This is a genomic window from Kitasatospora sp. NPDC028055 (assembly GCF_040637885.1).
Classification (GTDB): Bacteria; Actinomycetota; Actinomycetes; order Streptomycetales; family Streptomycetaceae; genus Kitasatospora.
Genome location: NZ_JBEZXE010000048.1, coordinates 13,747 through 32,340 on the forward strand (window position 1 = coordinate 13,747; position 18,594 = coordinate 32,340).

At 73.3% G+C, this 18,594-nt stretch carries 15 protein-coding genes and 1 riboswitch; of the genes, 5 read left to right on the plus strand and 10 right to left on the minus strand.

The window, feature by feature from the left end:
• Positions 1–22: 22 nt before the first annotated feature.
• Positions 23–1,126, minus strand: a complete 1,104-nt coding sequence (locus AB0F71_RS32810; RefSeq protein ID WP_360242309.1) for a PRC and DUF2382 domain-containing protein — start codon at positions 1,124–1,126, stop codon at positions 23–25.
• A gap of 223 nt (positions 1,127–1,349) precedes the next feature.
• A riboswitch (glycine riboswitch) is annotated at positions 1,350–1,453 on the plus strand.
• Between the two features lie 236 nt (positions 1,454–1,689).
• Between AB0F71_RS32810 and gcvP the strand changes: the two genes are divergently transcribed.
• A complete protein-coding gene (gcvP, locus tag AB0F71_RS32815) occupies positions 1,690–4,590 on the plus strand; it encodes an aminomethyl-transferring glycine dehydrogenase (RefSeq protein WP_360242312.1) in 2,901 nt (966 codons plus the stop codon).
• Positions 4,591–4,745: 155 nt separating this feature from the next.
• Here gcvP and AB0F71_RS32820 read toward each other — a convergent pair whose 3' ends face one another.
• Positions 4,746–4,937 carry a DUF5999 family protein gene (locus AB0F71_RS32820; RefSeq protein ID WP_360242315.1) on the minus strand — a complete coding sequence of 64 codons (192 nt, stop codon included), beginning with the start codon at positions 4,935–4,937 and terminating at the stop codon, positions 4,746–4,748.
• A gap of 407 nt (positions 4,938–5,344) precedes the next feature.
• Complete coding sequence (locus AB0F71_RS32825; protein ID WP_360242318.1) at positions 5,345–5,917, minus strand: hypothetical protein; 573 nt, start codon at positions 5,915–5,917, stop codon at positions 5,345–5,347.
• 375 nt (positions 5,918–6,292) lie between these two features.
• On the opposite strand from AB0F71_RS32825, the gene AB0F71_RS32830 reads away from it, so the two are divergent.
• Both AB0F71_RS32830 and AB0F71_RS32835 read left to right on the plus strand, forming a co-directional pair.
• Positions 6,293–7,798 (plus strand): glutamate--cysteine ligase, encoded by a 1,506-nt coding sequence (locus AB0F71_RS32830; protein WP_360242321.1) that lies wholly within the window; start codon positions 6,293–6,295, stop codon positions 7,796–7,798.
• Between the two features lie 76 nt (positions 7,799–7,874).
• Entirely contained in the window at positions 7,875–8,663 is a 789-nt protein-coding gene (locus AB0F71_RS32835) for a CPBP family intramembrane glutamic endopeptidase (RefSeq protein WP_360242324.1), read from the plus strand.
• On the opposite strand, the gene AB0F71_RS32840 is transcribed toward AB0F71_RS32835, so the two are convergent.
• The 6 genes from AB0F71_RS32840 to AB0F71_RS32865 all read right to left on the minus strand — a co-directional run bounded on the left by AB0F71_RS32840 (position 8,641) and on the right by AB0F71_RS32865 (position 14,355).
• A complete protein-coding gene (locus AB0F71_RS32840) occupies positions 8,641–9,177 on the minus strand; it encodes an HAD domain-containing protein (RefSeq protein WP_360242327.1) in 537 nt (178 codons plus the stop codon). The genes AB0F71_RS32835 and AB0F71_RS32840 overlap by 23 nt on opposite strands.
• 99 nt (positions 9,178–9,276) lie before the next feature.
• Positions 9,277–10,551 carry an MFS transporter gene (locus tag AB0F71_RS32845; protein ID WP_360242330.1) on the minus strand — a complete coding sequence of 425 codons (1,275 nt, stop codon included), beginning with the start codon at positions 10,549–10,551 and terminating at the stop codon, positions 9,277–9,279.
• A 93-nt stretch (positions 10,552–10,644) separates the two neighbouring features.
• A complete protein-coding gene (locus AB0F71_RS32850) occupies positions 10,645–11,346 on the minus strand; it encodes an alpha/beta fold hydrolase (protein ID WP_360242333.1) in 702 nt (233 codons plus the stop codon).
• A 75-nt stretch (positions 11,347–11,421) separates the two neighbouring features.
• The gene (locus tag AB0F71_RS32855) at positions 11,422–12,834 is read right to left on the minus strand and encodes a sugar porter family MFS transporter (protein ID WP_360242336.1); all 1,413 of its coding nucleotides are present in this window, start codon (positions 12,832–12,834) and stop codon (positions 11,422–11,424) included.
• Positions 12,835–12,947: 113 nt separating this feature from the next.
• Complete coding sequence (locus AB0F71_RS32860; protein ID WP_360242339.1) at positions 12,948–13,667, minus strand: FMN-binding negative transcriptional regulator; 720 nt, start codon at positions 13,665–13,667, stop codon at positions 12,948–12,950.
• Positions 13,668–13,680: 13 nt separating this feature from the next.
• A complete protein-coding gene (locus AB0F71_RS32865) occupies positions 13,681–14,355 on the minus strand; it encodes a pyridoxamine 5'-phosphate oxidase family protein (RefSeq protein WP_360242342.1) in 675 nt (224 codons plus the stop codon).
• A 34-nt stretch (positions 14,356–14,389) separates the two neighbouring features.
• Here AB0F71_RS32865 and AB0F71_RS32870 point away from each other — a divergent pair, with 34 nt between their 5' ends.
• On the plus strand, positions 14,390–15,727 hold the full coding sequence (locus AB0F71_RS32870) for an aminotransferase class I/II-fold pyridoxal phosphate-dependent enzyme (protein WP_360242344.1): 1,338 nt from the start codon (positions 14,390–14,392) through the stop codon (positions 15,725–15,727).
• A 156-nt stretch (positions 15,728–15,883) separates the two neighbouring features.
• Complete coding sequence (locus AB0F71_RS32875) at positions 15,884–17,086, plus strand: GDSL-type esterase/lipase family protein (protein WP_360242347.1); 1,203 nt, start codon at positions 15,884–15,886, stop codon at positions 17,084–17,086.
• 112 nt (positions 17,087–17,198) lie between these two features.
• Here AB0F71_RS32875 and AB0F71_RS32880 read toward each other — a convergent pair whose 3' ends face one another.
• A complete protein-coding gene (locus AB0F71_RS32880) occupies positions 17,199–18,557 on the minus strand; it encodes an NAD(P)/FAD-dependent oxidoreductase (protein WP_360242350.1) in 1,359 nt (452 codons plus the stop codon).
• Between the last annotated feature and the right edge of the window lie 37 nt (positions 18,558–18,594).

Below are 18,594 nucleotides of genomic sequence, written 5' to 3' on the forward strand. Positions count from 1 at the left end.
AGATCGGGGAGTTCGGGGGAGGTCAGGCCAGCGGGCGGAGGGCGGCGGGCAGGGAGCCGTCGGCGGCGTGGACGAGCGGGTCGTCCGCCTCGTCCGGCGCGGTGGCGGCCGTGTCGTCGTGGACCTCGACGTGCTCGCGGCGGAGCTCGTCCCGGACCACCTCCTCCTCCGTGTAGCGCTCCACCACCAGGCGGACCCGCTCGACCGGGGCGAGGTACTTGCGGACCACCGGCCGCTCCTCACGGAGGGTGACCTCTTCGACCGCCTCGGCGATCTCCTTCTCGGTCAGCGAGGCCCGCTCGGCGTCGCTGACCGGAATCCGCTCCACCCGGACCCGCTCGCGGACCACCGGGACGCGGCGCTCGACCTGCTCGCTGGTCACGTACTTGCGCAGCTTCGCGCTGCCCAGCACGTGCCACTCGGTGGTGATGTCCAGCCGCTCCTCGCGGCAGGTGATCTCGACCGGGCCGCTGGGGGCCGAGGAGGCGGCGGTGCCGTTCGCGGCCGGGGTGGTCGCGGCGGGGTGCGGCTTCGGCTCGACCAGGTGGGCGGCGGCCGGCGCGGGGGCGGTGCCGTTGGCGATCGGTGCGGGGGTGCTGAGGGTCCGCACGTGGGCCTCCGTGGCGGTGTCGGTGCTGGTGTGGGTCGTGCCGGTGCTGGTCATGGTGGTCGTGCCGGTCGCGGTCGTGGTCGAGGCCGGGTCGGGGGAGTGGAAGGCGATCGGCCTGGCGGCCGCGGCGGCCGTGGTGGTGCCGAAGTCGAGGTCCGGCCGGTCGTCCCGGGCGGGTTCCGCGGCCGCCGGACGGCCGTCCACGGGGGTGTCGAGGCCGTAGTAGCGGTAGAGCTGGAGCTCCTGGGCCGGCGAGAGGTGCTGGCCCACGCCGAAGTCCGGCGAGTCCTTCACCAGCGACTTGTCGTACGGCACCCGGAGTTCGTCGCCGGAGAACTCGCTCGTGGTGAGCGGGACGAAGGCGTCCCGGCCGAAGATGCCGGTGCGGACGGCCGCCCACTCCGGATGCCCGGTGGCGTCGTCCAGGTACACCTCGTCCACCGTGCCGATCTTGTCCCCGTTGCGGTCGACCGCCTTGTGGCCGATGAGGTCCCTGGGGTCGATGTCGGTCTGCACTCTTTCCTCCAAGCGCTGCGCCTGCGGAACTCCCGCGGGTGAGGCGGTCGGAGCACCCGTCCTCTCCGCCACTTCACACCAAAAGCCATCAATCGGACGTGCGCGACCGGGGTGCGCCGGACGGGCTTCGCGCTGGGCCGTCCGGGGGACGCGCGTAGACCCGGAGTGACCCGACGCACCCGTGATCGGAAGGCCGCCCGCTGGTACCCTGGGCCGCGACCGCCGAGCCCGCTCGGGAGAGTCCTCGACAGTGAAAACCGCTGGTCGGGGCGCCGAAGGAGCAACTCCTCCCCGGAATCTCTCAGGCATCCGTACCGTGCGGGATAGGTCACTCTGGAAAGCAGGGCAGGACCGCCGGCGCGGGAGCCGACGATCACCACCCTCACCGACGGTGCAAGCCGACGGCGCGCCACCGCGCGGCGTGCGGGCGAAGCTCTCAGGTCCCGATGACAGAGGGGGAGGCCTTACGGGTCCGCCCGCCCAGGTCGGTCCGCTGTCCGCAGCGGCGCGACCGGCCGGCGTGCGCACCCCCGCCGGTCCGTGACCAGGAGGCCTCGACCACCATGAACGCCCAGCCGAACGCGGGACGCCACACCAGCGCCTCGACCCTCACCGAGCTTGAGCTGGCCAGCCCCTTCGAGAACCGCCACATCGGCCCCGACGCCGCCGCGCAGGAGAAGATGCTGGCCTCCGTCGGCTACGGCTCGCTGGACGAGCTCGCCGCCACCGCCGTTCCCGAGGCGATCCGCTCCATCACCGCCCTGGACCTGCCCGCCGGCCGTAGCGAGGCCCAGGTCCTCGCCGAGCTGCGCGAGCTGGCCGGCCGCAACCAGGTGCTCCAGCCGATGATCGGCCTGGGCTACTACGGCACCTTCACCCCGCCGGTGATCCTGCGCAACGTCATGGAGAACCCGGCCTGGTACACCGCGTACACCCCGTACCAGCCGGAGATCTCGCAGGGCCGCCTGGAGGCCCTGCTCAACTTCCAGACCCTGGTCTCCGACCTGACCGGCCTGCCCACCTCCGGCTCCTCGCTGCTGGACGAGGGCACCGCGGCTGCCGAGGCGATGGCGCTCGCCCGCCGTGTCACCAAGGTCAAGGGCGGCGTCTTCCTGGTCGACGCCGAGACCCTGCCGCAGACCGTCGCGGTGATCAACACCCGCGCCGTGCCGACCGGCGTCGAGGTCGTCGTCGCCGACCTGTCCGAGGGCATCCCGGCCGAGATCGCCGAGCGCGGCGTCTTCGGCGTGCTGCTGCAGTACCCGGGCGCCACCGGCGTGGTCCGCGACCTCACTCCGGTGATCGAGCAGGCGCACGGCCTGGGCGCGATCGTCGCCGTCGCCGCGGACCTGCTGGCGCTGACCCTGCTCAAGTCCCCGGGCTCGCTGGGCGCCGACATCGCCTGCGGCACCTCGCAGCGCTTCGGCGTCCCGATGGGCTTCGGCGGCCCGCACGCCGGCTACCTCTCGGTGCGCGCCGAGTACGCCCGCTCGCTGCCCGGCCGTCTGGTCGGCGTCTCCGTCGACGCCGACGGCAACCGCGCCTACCGCCTGGCCCTGCAGACCCGTGAGCAGCACATCCGCCGCGAGAAGGCCACCAGCAACATCTGCACCGCCCAGGTGCTGCTCGCCGTGATGGCCTCGATGTACGCCGTCTACCACGGCCCGGACGGCCTGGCCGACATCGCCCGCCGCACCCACCGCTACGCCGCCGCCCTCGCCGAGGGCCTGCGGGCCGGCGGCGTCCAGCTGCTGCACGGCGAGTTCTTCGACACCGTCACCGCCGTCGTCCCGGGCCGCGCCGCCGAGATCGCCGCCGCCGCCCGCGCCAACGGCATCAACGTGTTCCAGGACGGCGAGGACCGGATCTCGGTCTCCACCGACGAGACCACCACCCGCGAGCACCTGGCCGGCGTCTGGGCCGCGTTCGGCGTCCCCGCGGTCGAGGTCGCCGAGGCCGCCGACGCGCTGCCGGCCGCGCTGCTGCGCGAGGACGAGTACCTGACCCACCCGGTCTTCCACAGCCACCGCTCGGAGACCGCCATGCTGCGCTACCTGCGCCGCCTGTCCGACCGGGACTACGCGCTGGACCGCGGCATGATCCCGCTGGGCTCCTGCACCATGAAGCTCAACGCCACCACCGAGATGGAGGCGGTGACCTGGCCGGAGTTCGGCCAGCTGCACCCCTTCGCGCCGGTCGACCAGGCCGCGGGCTACCTGACCCTGATCCGTCAGCTGGAGCAGCAGCTGGTCGAGGTCACCGGCTACGACGCCGTCTCGATCCAGCCGAACGCCGGCTCCCAGGGCGAGCTGGCCGGCCTGCTGGCCGTCCGCGCCTACCACCACGCCAACGGCGACACCCAGCGCGACGTCTGCCTGATCCCGTCCTCGGCGCACGGCACCAACGCCGCCTCCGCGGTGATGGCCGGCATGCGCGTGGTCGTGGTGAAGACCCTGGTCGACGGCGACGTGGACGTCGAGGACCTCAAGGCCAAGATCGAGCAGCACCGCGACAACCTGTCGGTGCTGATGGTCACCTACCCGTCGACCCACGGCGTGTACGAGACCCAGATCACCGACATCTGCGCCCTGGTGCACGAGGCCGGCGGCCAGGTGTACGTCGACGGTGCCAACCTGAACGCCCTGGTCGGCCTGGCCAAGCCGGGCAAGTTCGGCGCGGACGTCTCGCACCTGAACCTGCACAAGACCTTCTGCATCCCGCACGGCGGCGGCGGCCCGGGCGTCGGCCCGGTCGCGGTGCGCGCCCACCTGGCGCCGTACCTGCCGAACCACCCGCTCCAGGAGGAGGCCGGCCCGGCCACCGGTGTCGGCCCGATCTCGGCCGCGCCGTGGGGTTCGGCGGCGATCCTGCCGATCTCCTGGGCGTACGTCCGGCTGATGGGCGGCGAGGGCCTCAAGCGCGCGACCCAGGTCGCGGTGCTGAACGCCAACTACATCGCCAAGCGCCTGGCGCCGCACTTCCCGGTGCTCTACACCGGCCCGGGCGGGCTGGTCGCGCACGAGTGCATCATCGACCTGCGCCCGCTGACCAAGGACACGGGCGTGACGGTGGACGACATCGCCAAGCGCCTGATCGACTACGGCTTCCACGCGCCGACGATGTCCTTCCCGGTGGCCGGCACGCTGATGATCGAGCCGACCGAGTCCGAGGACCTGCACGAGATCGACCGGTTCTGCGACGCGATGATCGAGATCCGCGGCGAGATCGACAAGGTCGGCTCGGGCGCGTGGGCGGCCGACGACAACCCGCTGCGCAACGCCCCGCACACCGCCGCCGCGCTGGCCGGCGACTGGGCGCACGGCTACTCGCGGCAGGAGGCGGTCTTCCCGGCGGGTGTGAACCCGGCGGACAAGTACTGGCCGCCGGTGAGCCGGATCGACGGCGCGTACGGTGACCGCAACCTGGTCTGCTCCTGCCCGCCGCTGGACGAGTACGGCGTCTGAGCGGACGCGCGGTAGGCAACACGCGCGGTGAGCGAGCGGGCAGGGCCCCGGCAGAACGTTTCTGCCGGGGCCCTGCCCTTTGCGCCGGTCGCCGTGTCTCGTGTGATGCCGGGCGCCGTGCCCTGAAGTCGTCGGGCCGGGCCGGGCCGCCGGGCTCAGGCCGCGTGGGCGACCGGGCGGCGCGGGGCGATCACCCGGCCGTCGGGCAGCAGTTCGCCGGTGTCCTCGAACAGCAGGACGCCGTTGCAGAGCAGGCTCCAGCCCTGCTCCGGGTGGCAGGCCACCGGCTCGGCCGCTTCGCGGTCCTCGGACTCGGCCGTCGGGCACTCAGGACGGTGCTGGCACATACGCGTACCCTCGCTTCGCTCTGCGATCCTCCCCGTGGTGCGGTCCCCGGAGGTCGAGCCGTCCGGGGCCGCCGTGGTGGTCGGATCCTGTCCGGGTGCCGGCCGGGTTTGGCCAGCACTCAAGTGGGTAGGACAGGGGGTCCTTCCACGCTGGTTCCCAGTGTCGGCATCTGCGGACGCGCGCGCAGCGATTTCGTGACATGCGCCACAACTCCAGGGCAGAGATCACCCGTTCAGGTGGGGCCGGGGAGAAATGGCGCACCGGTGGGCCACTCGGGGCCTGGCCCGAGCGGGCCATGGCGGATGGCCCGTCCGGGTGGTGGCCGTTCGGGTGATGGCGGCGGGCGGGGTGGGCGCGGCGAAGGGCCGTCGGGCGCGGTGCCCGACGGCCGGTGCGGGGCGTGCCCTCAGGGGGAGCCGAGCAGCAGGGATCCGGCCAGCGGGGCGCGGGCGAGCAGCGGGAGCAGTTCGGCGGCCGGGTAGGCGCGGTGCGCGGTGACGCCGAGCGGGGCCGGGGCCAGTGGGATCAGCAGTTCGGCGGACGGGCCGGCGTCAGGGCTGTGCAGCCAGAGCGCGGTGGCGTACTGGCCGGGGAAGGTGAGCAGTCGGGGCTGGCAGCGGGAGCGGGATCCCTGGGCGAGCTGCCAGGCCTCGCGCAGCGCCCGGACGGTGGAGGAGAGGTACGGGCCGGCGGTGAAGTGGGAGAAGGTGTGGCCCTCGGGGCTCTGTACCACCTCGGCGGCGGCGGCCACGTCCGGGCCGTCCTTGATCAGGAAGCGCCAGCCGGTGCGCCGGGCGGCCGGCAGCTCGGGGCGCGGGCCGTCCAGGACGTGTACCGCGAGCGGGTGCGCGGGGAGTAGTGGGCCGTTCGGGTGACGTAGCGCGGCGGCGGCGGGCTGGCGCAGCGCGGTCTCCGAGTCGAGTGCGCCGAGGACCGCGCGCAGGGCACTCGGTGGGGGCTGGGGGGTCTGCAGGGTCATGGCGGGATCCGCCTCTCCAAGCGAGATCGGCGTGCGAGTGCGGCATACCGGCGCGGCTCGGTGCGTCCACGGTGACGGGGGCCGGCCTTGTCCGGTTGTGCAGGATCGCGGCGCCGGCGCGGTCTCCGCCCTCGACGAGGGACTCGGGGCGGGAGTGGACCGGCCGGAGCGCAGTGCGAACTCAGCGGTTCATCGAACAAATGCGCAGGGTGATCTGTTTATCACAGGCGGTGGCGGCGAGCAAGTCTGCAGATGGCCTGAATTACCGTCAGATGCCTTGCAATGCAAGCCAGTACAAGCATTCGGGTATCGATCTTCGAGGTGGGCATGATGCTGGCACGGTCGACCGGCCGGGTGTCTCAGGAGGAGGGGACCGTGGGCGAGAAGGTCGTGGCGACACGGGCGGATCTGGCGGACCGGCAGCAGTACCGGCTCAAGCTCCAGGCCTGCCTCGACGCGCTCGGGCGGATGCTGCGCGAGGACCGCTTCGACCGGCCGAGGGCCGTGATGGGGCTGGAGATCGAGCTCAACCTGGCCGACGAACAGGGCCTGCCGGTCATGCGCAACGCCCAGGTGCTGAGTGCGATCGGGTCCAGCGACTTCCAGACCGAACTGGGCCAGTTCAACATCGAGGTCAACATCGTGCCGCACCGGCTCTGCGGGCACGTCTTCGAGGAACTGCGCGAGGAGATCGACACCGGCCTGCGGTACGCCGACCGGCAGGCGGCCGAGGCCGGCGCCCGGATCGTCATGGTGGGCATCCTGCCGACCCTGGAGAACGACCACACCGGGCTGGACGCGATGAGCCACAACCAGCGGTACAGCCTGCTCAGCGACCAGATACTGGCCGCCCGGGGGGAGGACATCGCGCTGGACATCGAGGGCGTGGAGCACCTCCAGCTGGAGTCCGTCACGATGGTCGCCGAGGCCGCCGCGACCTCGCTGCAACTGCACCTCCAGGTGACCCCGCAGCGGTTCTCCTCGGTGTGGAACGCCGCCCAGGCGATCTGCGGGCCGCAGCTCGCGCTCGGCGCCAACTCCCCCTTCCTGTTCGGGCGGGAGCTGTGGCGGGAGACCCGTCCGGTGCTCTTCCAGCAGGCCTGTGACACCCGTTCGGCGGAGCTCAAGGCCCAGGGCGTGCGCCCGATCACCTGGTTCGGCGAGCGCTGGGTGGACTCGGCGTACGACCTGTTCGAGGAGAACCTGCGCTACTTCCCGGCGCTGCTGCCGATCTGCGACGACGAGGACCCGCTCAAGGTGCTGGCCTCCGGCGGTGCGCCCAGGCTCGCCGAGATGCGGCTGCACAACGGCACCATCTACCGCTGGAACCGCCCGGTGTACGACGTCTCCGGCGGGGTCGCGCACCTCCGGGTGGAGAACCGGGCGCTGCCGGCCGGGCCGACGGTGGCCGACACACTGGCCAACGCCGCCTTCTACTACGGGCTGGTGCGGGTGCTCGCCGAGCAGCCCCGGCCGGTCTGGACCCGGCTGCCGTTCGAGCGGGCGGACGAGAACTTCCGCCAGGGCGCCCGGTACGGCATCGACGCGGTGTTCCAGTGGCCGCGCCCCGGCCGGGCCGGCCGCGGCGGCGGGCTGCAGACGGTGTCGGCGGTCGACCTGGTGCTCAACGAACTGCTGCCGATGGCCTACCAGGGGCTGGACGAGTGGGGCGTGGAGCCCGCCGACCGGGACCGTTACCTGGGGATCATCGAGCAGCGCTGCCTGCGCCGCACCAACGGCGCCGCCTGGCAGAGCGCCACCTTCCACCGGCTGCGCGAGCAGTACGGCATGGACCGCCCGGCCGCGCTCGCCGCGATGACCAGGCGCTACGCCGAGCACATGCGCGGCGGCGAACCGGTGCACACCTGGCCGGTGGGCTGAGCCCGCCGCTGTGTCAGGATGATCGCCCCGGTCGTCGGCCGACGACCGGGGCGACCGTCCGTCCGCTGGAGCACCCGTGACGACCCGCCCGACCGCGCCGGAGACCGCGCAGCCCGACCGACGCCTGCTCGGCGTGGAACTGCTGGTCGTCCTCGGCCTCTCGCTCGGAGCCAGCGGGATCAGCGCGCTGATCAGCTTCGCGGGCTCGCTCACCGCACCGCTCCAGCTCGGGCAGCAGGTCGCCACCCTGAACGGCTCGCGCGCGCCCGGGCGGCCCTGGCTGGACCTGGTCTGGCAGCTGTACTACATCGGGCGCGGGCTGATGCCGGTGGTGCTGGTCGGCTACCTGCTGGTGCGCGAGGGCACCTCGCTGCGGGTGCTGGGCTTCGACCTGCGGGAGAAGCTGCGCGACCTCGGCCGGGGCGCGGCCGTCGCGGCGGCGATCGGCGGCTCCGGGCTGGCGCTGTACCTGGCCTCGCAGGCGGCCGGGTACAACCTGACGGTGGCGCCCTCCGGACTGCCGGACGTGTGGTGGCGGGTGCCGGTGCTGGTGCTGTCGGCCTGGCAGAACGCCATCCTGGAGGAGGTCGTCGTCCTCGGCTACCTGCTGCGCCGCCTGGGGCAGCAGGGATGGTCGTGGCCGGCGGTGGTGGCGGCCAGCTCGGTGCTGCGCGGCTCGTACCACCTGTACCAGGGGGTCGGCGGGCTGGTCGGCAACATGGTGATGGGGGCGGTGTTCTGCCTGCTGTACCGGCGCTGGGGCCGGGTGATGCCGCTGGTGGCGGCGCACGCGCTGATCGACACGGTGGCCTTCGTCGGGTACGCGCTGCTCGCCGGGCACGTCAGCTGGCTGCCGACCCCGTGACCGGTGATCCCGGCAGGGAATGGCTGCGCGGCGGGCGGGCGAGCAGCCGGTCGACGTGCCGGCGCTCCAGGCCCTGGCCGGGGTCGATCGGCAGCAGCAGGCGGTCCCGGCGCCACTGCGAGCGGCGGACCAGCCGGGACGGGATGACGTCGTCCACCCAGGCGAACGGGCGGCCCTCGGCGTAGCGCAGCAGCGGGGCCCACTTGCGGGCCGAGAACAGCTGCATCAACGGGACGTGCGGGTCGCCGGGTTGGGGGACGTACCCGGTGAAGCGGACGAAGGGCAGCGGGTCCAGGCCGATCGCCGGGGCGATGTGGGTGTTGGCGTGCTCCTCCCAGGTGGTGGCCCAGACCAGCTCGTACGTCCCGGCGAGTTCGCGCAGCCAGGCACCGTGCTCGGCGGAGAGCAGGACGGCGTAGCCGAGCAGGGTGTGGGCGTCGAACCCGGCGTCCGGATGCGGACAGACCGGGTTCAGCACCCCGTCGACGTCCAGGAACAGCAGTGGCTTCGGCACCGGTGGGCCCCCAAGTGGATGGATCTACCTACCCGGTCGGACGAACCGTCGGCCCCGATGGTTGCTTTCCGGCGGGCGCACGCGGGGCGCACAGGGCGCTCACGGCGCGGGCGCGGGTTCTCCGGCGGGCACCGGTGCGTCCGGGGTGCTTCCGCGCGGGTCGCGGCGGGAGAGCCGGCGGATCTGCGGGTCGATCAGGACGACGGCGCTCAGCAGCAGGCACAGCGCGGCGCAGGCCCACAGCGCGCCGGACAGGCCGAGTACGGCCGCGGCCGGGCCGGCCAGCGCGGTGCCGACCGGGGCCAGCGAGTAGGAGCCGAGCTCGTCGTACGCGGAGACCCGGGAGAACATCTCCTCCGGGATCTCCTGCTGGAGCACGACCATCCAGTTGACGCCGAAGACCGTGACACCGACCCCGGACACGAACATCGCGGCGATCAGCAGCGGCAGCGGGGCGCCGGCGGCCAGGGCGAGGGCCGGGGCGCCGAACAGGAACACGCCCCAGTTGCCGACCAGCAGGATCCGGCGGGGGCGCCAACGGGCCATCAGCAGGCCGGTGACGACCAGGCCGACGCCGTACGCGGACATCGCCGCGCCCCAGGCGCCCGCGCCGCCCAGGCGTTCGTCGGCCACCGTCGGCCCGTACACCGACTCGACGGTGTTGATGCAGGCCACCACCACGGCGAACTGCAGCACGACCACCCACAGCCAGCGGCGGGAGGAGAACTCCCGCCAGCCCTCGCGCAGGTCGCGCAGCATGCCGCCGCCGGAGGGGGCGGGCGCGGACTCGGGCTCCAGGAAGAAGCGCAGCGAGGCGGCGATCAGGAAGCAGAGGGCGTCCAGCGCGAGCACCCAGCCGGGGCCGACCGCGGCGGTGAGTGCCCCGCCGAGGGCGGCGCCGCCGATCTGGGAGGCGTTCAGGCCCATCCGGAAGACCGCGAAGGCGCGGGCGGCGTGCTCCTGGGGGACGGCCTGCATGATCATGCCGCCGGCCGCGGGGGAGTAGAGGGCGTAGCCGGCGCCGCCGGCGGCCGAGAGCACCAGCAGCTGCCACAGCTGGACGTTCCCGGCCAGCACCAGGGCGGCCAGGACGGCCTGGGAGGCGCCGCTGAACAGGTTGGCGGCGACCATCACGTGGTGGCGCGGCAGCCGGTCGGCGAGGGTGCCGCCGACCAGCAGGAACAGCACGGTGGGCAGCAGCCGTGCGGCGGTGACGTAGCCCACCTCGGTGGCGCCGCCGCCGTTGCCGAGGACGGCGAAGGCGGTCGCGATGGGGGCCCCGGCGTTGCCGAGGCCGCTGATCACGGTGGCGGCGGTCTGGATGCGGAAGTTGCGGCTCGCCCAGGTGAGGCGGCGGGGGTGTGGGGTCGGCACCCGGGTGACTATGGCCGGAGTCCGTAGCGGTGTCATCCGAATTTCGCACCCGAACCGGTCGGGGCGGGGCGCCGCGGCCGGTGGGGCGGGGCGTCAGCCCAGGTGGCCCCAGAGGAAGGTGAGGGTGCGGCGCCAGGCGATCCTGGCCTGGAGGGCGTCGTAGGTGCCCAGCAGGTTCTCGTCGTTCATGAAGGCGTGCCCGGCCGGGTAGAAGTGGATCTCGGGGCGGACGTCGGTGGCCTCGCCGATCCGGATCGCCGCCTCGTCCACGGCGGTCATCGGGATCGAGCCGTCGAGTTCGCCGAAGTGGCCGAGGACGTGGGCGGTGAGGCCGCGGTAGTCGAAGTCCGGATCCGCCGGGAGGCCGTAGAAGGGGACCACGGCGGCCACCGCGTCGCCGGCCCGGGCCGCCAGCATCAGGGCGAAGCCGCCGCCCATGCAGAAGCCGACCACGCCGACCGCGTCGCCGACCACGCCGTCCAGCGCCAGCAGGTGGTCGACGGCGCCGCCGAGGTCCTCGACGGCCCGTTCGACCGGGAGTTCGCGTTTGAGCCGGGCCGCCTCGGCGCGGTCGTGGGTGGTGGTGCCGCCGAAGAGGTCGGGGGCCAGCACGGTGAAGCCCTCGGCGGCGAAGCGGTCGGCCATGTCCGCGATGTGCGAGGTGAGCCCCCACCACTCCTGCACCACCACCAGGCCCGGTCCGACGCCCTGCGGAGGGCGGGCCAGGTACCCGTGTGCGGTGCGGCCGTTGCTCGGGAAGCTGACGTTCTGCCGAGGACCGCCCTGGTCAGGCATGGCTTCCTCTCGGTGGGTCGGGCCGTTCGGCGGGTCGGGCCGGGTGCGGCGGGGGGAGCGGGAGGGTACGGCCGGTCAGCCCATCTCCTCCAGGGCGCGGCCCTTGGTCTCCTTGATGCAGAAGGCCACGAACGGGATCGAGAGCAGCGCGAAGGCCGCGTAGATGATGTACGTCGCGGAGAGGTTCCAGTCGGCGAGGTCCGGGAAGCTGACCGTGATCGCCCAGTTGGCGATCCACTGGGCCGAGGCCGCGACCGACAGGGCCAGCGCCCGGATCCGGTTGGGGAACATCTCGCCGAGCAGCACCCAGACCACCACGCCCCAGGAGAAGGCGAAGCAGAGCACGAACACGTGGGCGGCGACCAGGGCGGCGGTGGCGTGGGTGTTGTCCAGGGTCGCGGTGTCGCCGGTGCCGTGCCGGTAGGAGAACGCCCAGGCGGCGGTGGACAGTGCGGCCGCCATGCCGATCGAGCCGGCCAGGGCGAGCGGCTTGCGGCCGATCCGGTCCACCAGGGCCATCGCGATCACCGTGCCGATCACGTTGATGATCGAGGTGGAGAGGCTGATCAGCAGCGAGTTGGACTCGTTGATGCCGACCGACTGCCAGAGGAAGGACGAGTAGTAGAAGATCACGTTGATGCCGACGAACTGCTGGAACACCGAGGCGCCGATGCCGATCCAGACGATCGGCAGCAGGCCGAAGCGGCCGCCGAGCAGGTCCTTGGGCCGGGGCTTGTGGGTGGACTCCAGCACCGCGCGGATCTCGGCGACCCGGGCGTCCAGGTCGACGCCCTCGCCCTCGACCTCGACCAGCACCTTGCGGGCCTGCTCCTCGCGGTGGTCGGCGATCAGGAAGCGCGGCGACTCCGGGATGGAGAGCGCCATCAGCCCGTAGACCAGCGCCGGGACGGTCTCGACGCCGAGCATCCACTGCCAGGCCTGGATGCCGCCGAGATGGCCGGTGGACTCGCCGCCGGCGGCCTGGTTGAGCGCGTAGTTGGCGAGCTGGGAGATGGTGATGCCGAGCACGATCGCCATCTGCTGGAAGGAGGCGAGCCGGCCGCGGTAGGCGGTCGGCGCGACCTCGGCGATGTAGGTCGGCGCGATCACCGAGGCGATGCCGATCGCGACGCCGCCGACCACGCGCCAGGTGGCGAGGGCCTCGATGTTCGGCGGGAACATCGAGCCGATGCCGCTGGCCGCGAACAGCACGGCGGCCAGCAGCATGGTGCGCACCCGGCCGAGGTGGTCGGCCAGCCGGCCGGCGACCACCGCGCCGGCGGCCGAGCCGAGCAGCGCGATGGCCACCACGAAGGCGGTGGTGCCGTGGCCCACCGCGAAGTGCTTCTGGATGCCCGTCACGGCGCCATTGATCACGGCGCTGTCGTAGCCGAACAGGAAGCCGCCCATCGCGGCGGCCGCCGAGATGAAGATCACGTGCCCGAGGTGGGCCTCGCCGGAGGCCCGCTGGTGGTGGATTGTGGACACGCGCGCTCCCCGGGTGGACGGGCCCGCCCCGACGGCTGGGCAGGACTCGTCTCACATTCGAGCAGCGCGGCGGCCGCCCCGCCCGAGTTGGGGACCGATCGGGTGAAACGGAGTCAGTCGGCGGCGCGCGCGGTGGTCGTGCGCCGCTCCGTGCGCCGTTCGGTGAGCCGTTCTGTGCGCTGCTGCTGGCGCCGTTCCTGGCGCCGTTGGTGGCGTCGCAGCAACTGGGCGCGGGCGGCGGCGTCCTGGTCACGGCGGAGCGCGGGGGCGTCCGCGCGGGCGGCCAGGCGCCCGGCGATCGCGGCCTGCTCGGCGGCCGGCTTCTTGTCGTCGTACTTGAACTTGGCGCGCACCTCGCGGACCGTCAGGCGGAGCCCGCGCAGGCCGGGCAGCAGCCGGCCGAACTCCGTCCCGCCGGGGACCACCCGGACCTCGGGGGTCTCCGGCTGGAAGTGCGCCAGCTGGCGGTTGAGGATCTCCGCCTTGCCCTCGGCGGACTCCACCACCTCGGCGGTGCAGTGGAAGTGCACCGAGGCGTAGTAGCTGGTGGGCGTGCCGGGCTCGCCGCGCCAGTGGCCGGGGGCGAAGGCGTAGCCGTCGGTGACCGCCAGGGTGACGTTCGGGTCGGCGCGGACGGCGGCCAGCAGCGGATTGGGCGCGGCGAGGTGGAGCAGGATCTCGGCGCGCTCCTCGTCCAGCAGGAAGTGGGTGGGGACGAGCACCGGGCCCTCGTCGGGGCCGCCGTTGGCGGCGAGCAGGCCGAAGTCGCGGCCCTCGGCCAGCCAGGCGCGCCACTCCTCCTCGTCGCCGCGGTCCCAGGACCTGATCAGCATCGGAGGGCCTTCCTCAGCGGGGGTAGCGGCGCATGTGCGCGGGCAGCGGGATGGTCGGGTCGTGCGGCTCGGGGGCGCCGTAGGCGGTGCTGACCGGGACGAGGCCGGACCAGTACGGCAGGTCGGCGTCGGCCGGGTCGTCGCCGGCGTCGTCCGAGCGGGTCTTCGCCGAGACCTCATCCAGTTCCAGCCGGATCACGGCGGTGGCGGCGAGCTCCTTGGGGTTGGCCGGGCGGATCTCGCCGGAGCGGCCGGGGACGACCTGGTCGACCAGCGCGGCCAGCGCGACGTCCAGCTCCTCGGGGTCGGTGACCTGGTACGCGGTGCCGTGGGCGACCACCGAGCGGAAGTTCACCGAGTGGTTGAACGCGGACTTGGTCAGCACCAGGGCGTCGACGTGGGTGACCGTGACGCAGACCTGGAGGCCCTGCTCGTCGGCGGCGCCGCGCAGCGGGCGGCTGCCGGTGGAGCCGTGGACGTAGAGCCGGCTGCCGACCCGGGCGAAGACCGTGGGCAGGACGACCGGGGCGCCGTCGACGACGAAGCCGAGGTGGCAGAGGTAGGCCTCGTCGAGGATGGCGTGGATCGCCTCCCGTTCCCAGGTGGCGCGGTCCTTGTAGCGGGTGGGGGTGGTGCGCGGGGTCCGGGCGTAGTCGGTGCTCTCGGTGTTCGTCGGCGTGGTCGACATGACAACCTCTATGTACTAGTGCATAATCTGCTTTGTGCTAGGAGACTATCCGCTGAAAGGGCGACGCGCCAGCGAAATCGCGGCCCACATCGAACAGGGCGTGAGCAGCGGACAGCTCGCGCCCGGAACCCCGCTGCCCCCGCTGCGCGAGCTCGCGGTCGAACTCGGCGTCAACCCCAACACGGTGGCCGCCGCCTACCGGCTGCTGCGCGACCGCGGCGTGATCGAGACGGCCGGCCGCAAGGGCAGCCGGATCCTGCCCCGGCCCGCGCTCACCACCCGCGACCAGATCCGCATCCCGGTTCCCGAACGCGCCCGCGACCTCTCCACCGGCAACCCCGACCCGGCGCTGCTGCCCGATCTCGCCCCCGCCCTCGCGGCCGCCGCCGAGGCCGCCAGGGCCGAGCCCGTGCTGTACGGGCAGTCGCGGATCGACCCAGGGCTGCTCGAACTCGCCCGCAGCTCCTTCGAGGCCGACGGACTGCCCGGCGGCCCGATCGCCGTCGCCTCCGGCGCACTGGACACCATCGAGCGCACGCTCGTCGCCTGGCTGCGCCCCGGCGACGCGGTGGCGGTCGAGGACCCGGGCTGGGGCAGCCTGCTCGACCTGCTGCCCGCGATGGGGCTGCGCCCGCTGCCCGTACGGCTGGACGACGAGGGGCCGCTGCCGGACTCGCTGGCCGCGGCGCTGGCCGACGGGGCCCGTGCGGTGGTGGTGACCAGCCGGGCGCAGAACCCGACGGGTGCGGCGCTCGGCGAGGCGCGGGCCGCGGCGCTGCGGGCCGTCCTGGCCGAGTACCCCGGGGTGCTGCTGATCGAGGACGACCACGGGCACGGCATCGTCGACCAGCCGTACCGGCCGCTGGTCGGCGCGGGGCCGCGGCACTGGGCGGTGGTGCGCTCGGCGGCCAAGGCGTACGGGCCGGACCTGCGGGTGTCGGTGATGGTCGGCGACGAGGAGACGGTCGGGCGGGTCGCCGGGCGGCTGCGGCTCGGCGCGGGCTGGGTCAGCCACCTGCTGCAGCGCACCGTCGCCGAGCTGTGGCGCGCCGACGCGGCGCCGGCCGCGAGCGTGGCCGCCGCCTACCGGGAGCGGCGGGACGCGCTGCTGACGGAGCTGGCGGCGCGCGGCATCGAGGCGCACGGGGCGAGCGGGCTGAACGTCTGGGTGCCGGTGCCGGACGAGACCTCGGCGCTGGCCGCCCTGGTGCAGCGCGGCTGGGTCGCGGCGCCCGGGGCCCGGTACCGGATCCAGTCGCCGCCCGGGCTGCGGTTCACCGTCGCGGGACTCGACCGGGCGGGCGCAAAAGAGCTGGCCGGCGATCTGGCAGCGGTCCTGGGAACGGGCGGTGCCGACACCCGGCTGGTCTGAACCCGTCGGTAACGAAGCGGGAAACCTGCTGCACGTACCTAGCGGTAACCGGCGCGGCCATGCCATCTTTCGTGCGCCACCGGCCGGCGGCCTTCCCTCACGTACGCGTCTTCCCGCCCCCATCCCGCGGGGAGACCGAGCCGCAGGAGTTCCGCCGTGCCCGAAAACAGTTCGAGCCGCACCAGCAGCACCCCTGGACTCGGCCGTCGACTGCTCACCGCAGCCGCCGCCCTGCCGCTGACCCTGGCGGGGCTGGCCCTCGCCGCGCCCGCCTCGGCGGCCCCGGCCGCGCCGGCCGCCGTGCCCGCCGGACCGACCGCGAGCGTCACGCTCGGCGACAGCTACATCTCCGGCGAGGCCGGCCGTTGGAAGGGCAACTCGGCTGACTCCGGCGGGAACCGGACCGGCACCGACCGCGCCTGGAACGGCAGTTCGTACGACCCCTCACTGGTCTACGGCGCGACGGCGGCCAGCGGGTGCGACCGCTCCGACGTCGCCGAGGTGCTCGGCGCCCAGGGCGTCGCCCAGAAGCAGATCAACCTGGCCTGCTCGGGCGCCGTCACCGGCAATGTCTTCCGCGCCGCCAACGGCGGGCAGTCCCTCAAGGGCGAGGCCCCGCAGGCCGACCAACTCGCCACCGTGGCGGCCCAGAACAACGTCAAGCTGATCACGCTGTCGATCGGCGGCAACGACCTCGGCTTCTCCGGGATCATCTCCAACTGCGTGCAGGACTACCTGATCTGGTACTCGTACTGCCACAGCTCGGCGCAGTCCCAGATCGACTCCAAGATGCCCGCCGCGATGGCCGGGGTGGGCAAGGCGATCGACGAGATCCGGGCCGTCATGACCAACGCGGGCTACGCGCGCTCCGACTACCGGCTGGTGCTCCAGTCCTACCCCTCGCCGATCCCGCGCAGCGCCGAGATGCGCTACCCGGAGAGCGGCTGGAGCCGGTCGGACACCGGCGGCTGCCCGTTCTGGGACGGGGACGCCGACTGGGCGCGCGACTCGATGGTGCCGCAGATCTCCAAGGCGCTGGCGGGGGTCGCGGCCGCAAAGGGGGCGCAGTTCCTGGACCTCTCCAACATGCTCCAGGGCCGTGAGGTGTGCTCCACCGCCGCGCGGCAGCCGAGTGCGGGCTCCGGCCCGTCCGCGACCACCAGCGAGTGGGCGCGCTTCCTGGACGGCGGCCTCAACACCAGCCAGGGCGCGCTCCAGGAGTCGATGCACCCCAACTACTACGGGCAGCAGGCGCTGGGCGCGTGTCTGGGGCAGCTGTGGACCCGGCCGAGCGGCAACTACGCGTGCAACAACACGGCCGGGCGGGACGCGAGCGGGATGTACCTGACGGCGGAGTGAGGCGGGCGTGCCGCCGCCCCTCGCCCGGAGTGTGCGGGCGGGGGGCGGCGGTGCGGTGCTCGGTGCGCTGCTCCGGTCGGTGCTCGGCTCAGCCCTTGACTCAGTTCCCGGCTCAGCCCTTGGCGAGCAGGGACTGGGCGTGGGCGCGGACCTGATCCTTCGTCAGATAGGCGTCGGTGTACTCGAAGTCCTGCAGTCGGGCGGGCTGGCGGGCCAGGAAGCCGGTGCGGACGAAGTCGTCCCCGGCGGTCGCGTTGAGCAGCCAGTTCGCCCCCACCCGGAACTTCGCCGCATTGGTGCGCATCGCCATCAGGTGGTAACCGCGGGCCACCAACTGGGCCGGCACACCGCGCAGTTCGATGCCCACCGGCTTGGACACCGCGTCCTTGCCGCCGAGGTCGACCACCAGGCCGAGGTCCTTGTGGTAGTACGGCGCCAGCGGCTGGCTGCGCAGCGAGGCGATCACGTTGTCGGCCACCGCGCGGCCCTGGCGGGCCGAGTGCTGGGCGGTCGGCGGGCAGACCGCGCCGTCGCCCTTGGCCAGGTCGGGGACGGCGGCCGCGTCGCCGAGCGCGAACACGCCCTCGAACTGCGGCACCCGCATCTCCGCCGTCACCGCGAGCCGGCCGCGGACCGTCTCCGCGTCCAGGGTGCCGATCAGCGGGCTCGCGGCCACACCGGCCGTCCAGATCAGGGTGCGGCAGGGGATCACCCGGCCGTCGGTGAACTTGACCGTCTCGGCGCCGACTTCGGCCACCGAGACGCCCAGCGACACCTCGATGCCGCGGCCGCGCAGCACCTCCAGGGCCGCCGTGCCGAGGGCGTCGCCCAGTTCGGGCATCAGCTTGGGGGCGATGTCGATCAGGTGCCACTTGATCTGGCGGGCGTCCAGGCGCGGGTAGCGGCGGGCGGCGGCGGTGGTGAGGCGTTGCAGGCAGGCGGCCGTCTCGGTGCCCGCGTAGCCGCCGCCGACCACCACGAACTGCAGCCGGGACTCGCGCTCGCGCTGGTCCAGGGTGGCCGAGGCGAGGTCGAGTTGGGCGATCACGTGGTCACGGACGTAGGCCGCCTCGGCGAGCGTCTTCATGCCGCGGGCGTAGTCGGTCAGGCCGGGGATGTCGAAGGTGCGGGTGACGCTTCCGGGGGCGAGCACCAGGGCGTCGTACTTCTGCGCGACCACCTCGTCGGTGATCTTGCGGACCACGCACACCCGGGAGGCCGGGTCCACGCCGATGGCGCCGCCGGGGACGATGTGGGTGCGGCGCAGGCTCCGGCGCAGGGAGACCGCCACAGATTGGGGGGTGAGGACGCCGGCCGCGACGTGGGGGAGGAGGGGGAGGTAGAGCTGGTAGCTGAACGGCGTGACCAGCGTGATCTCGGCCTCCGACGGCGAGAGCTTGCGTTCGAGGCGGCGGGCGCACTCCAGGCCTGCGAAGCCACCGCCCACGATCAGGATCCGAGGTCGTTCCATCGCTCATCCCTTTGCCGTACAGGTCGTACCGGAAGGC

What these genes read in the sequence shown, in the direction of transcription:
- AB0F71_RS32820 (WP_360242315.1), bottom strand. Translation starts at nt 4,937, where the DNA reads ATGTGCCAGCACCGTCCTGAGTGCCCGACGGCCGAGTCCGAGGACCGC.
- AB0F71_RS32865 (WP_360242342.1), bottom strand. Translation starts at nt 14,355, where the DNA reads ATGTCGACCACGCCGACGAACACCGAGAGCACCGACTACGCCCGGACC.
- AB0F71_RS32825 (WP_360242318.1), bottom strand. Translation starts at nt 5,917, where the DNA reads ATGACCCTGCAGACCCCCCAGCCCCCACCGAGTGCCCTGCGCGCGGTC.
- AB0F71_RS32880 (WP_360242350.1), bottom strand. Translation starts at nt 18,557, where the DNA reads ATGGAACGACCTCGGATCCTGATCGTGGGCGGTGGCTTCGCAGGCCTG.
- AB0F71_RS32850 (WP_360242333.1), bottom strand. Translation starts at nt 11,346, where the DNA reads ATGCCTGACCAGGGCGGTCCTCGGCAGAACGTCAGCTTCCCGAGCAAC.
- gcvP (WP_360242312.1), top strand. Translation starts at nt 1,690, where the DNA reads ATGAACGCCCAGCCGAACGCGGGACGCCACACCAGCGCCTCGACCCTC.
- AB0F71_RS32860 (WP_360242339.1), bottom strand. Translation starts at nt 13,667, where the DNA reads ATGCTGATCAGGTCCTGGGACCGCGGCGACGAGGAGGAGTGGCGCGCC.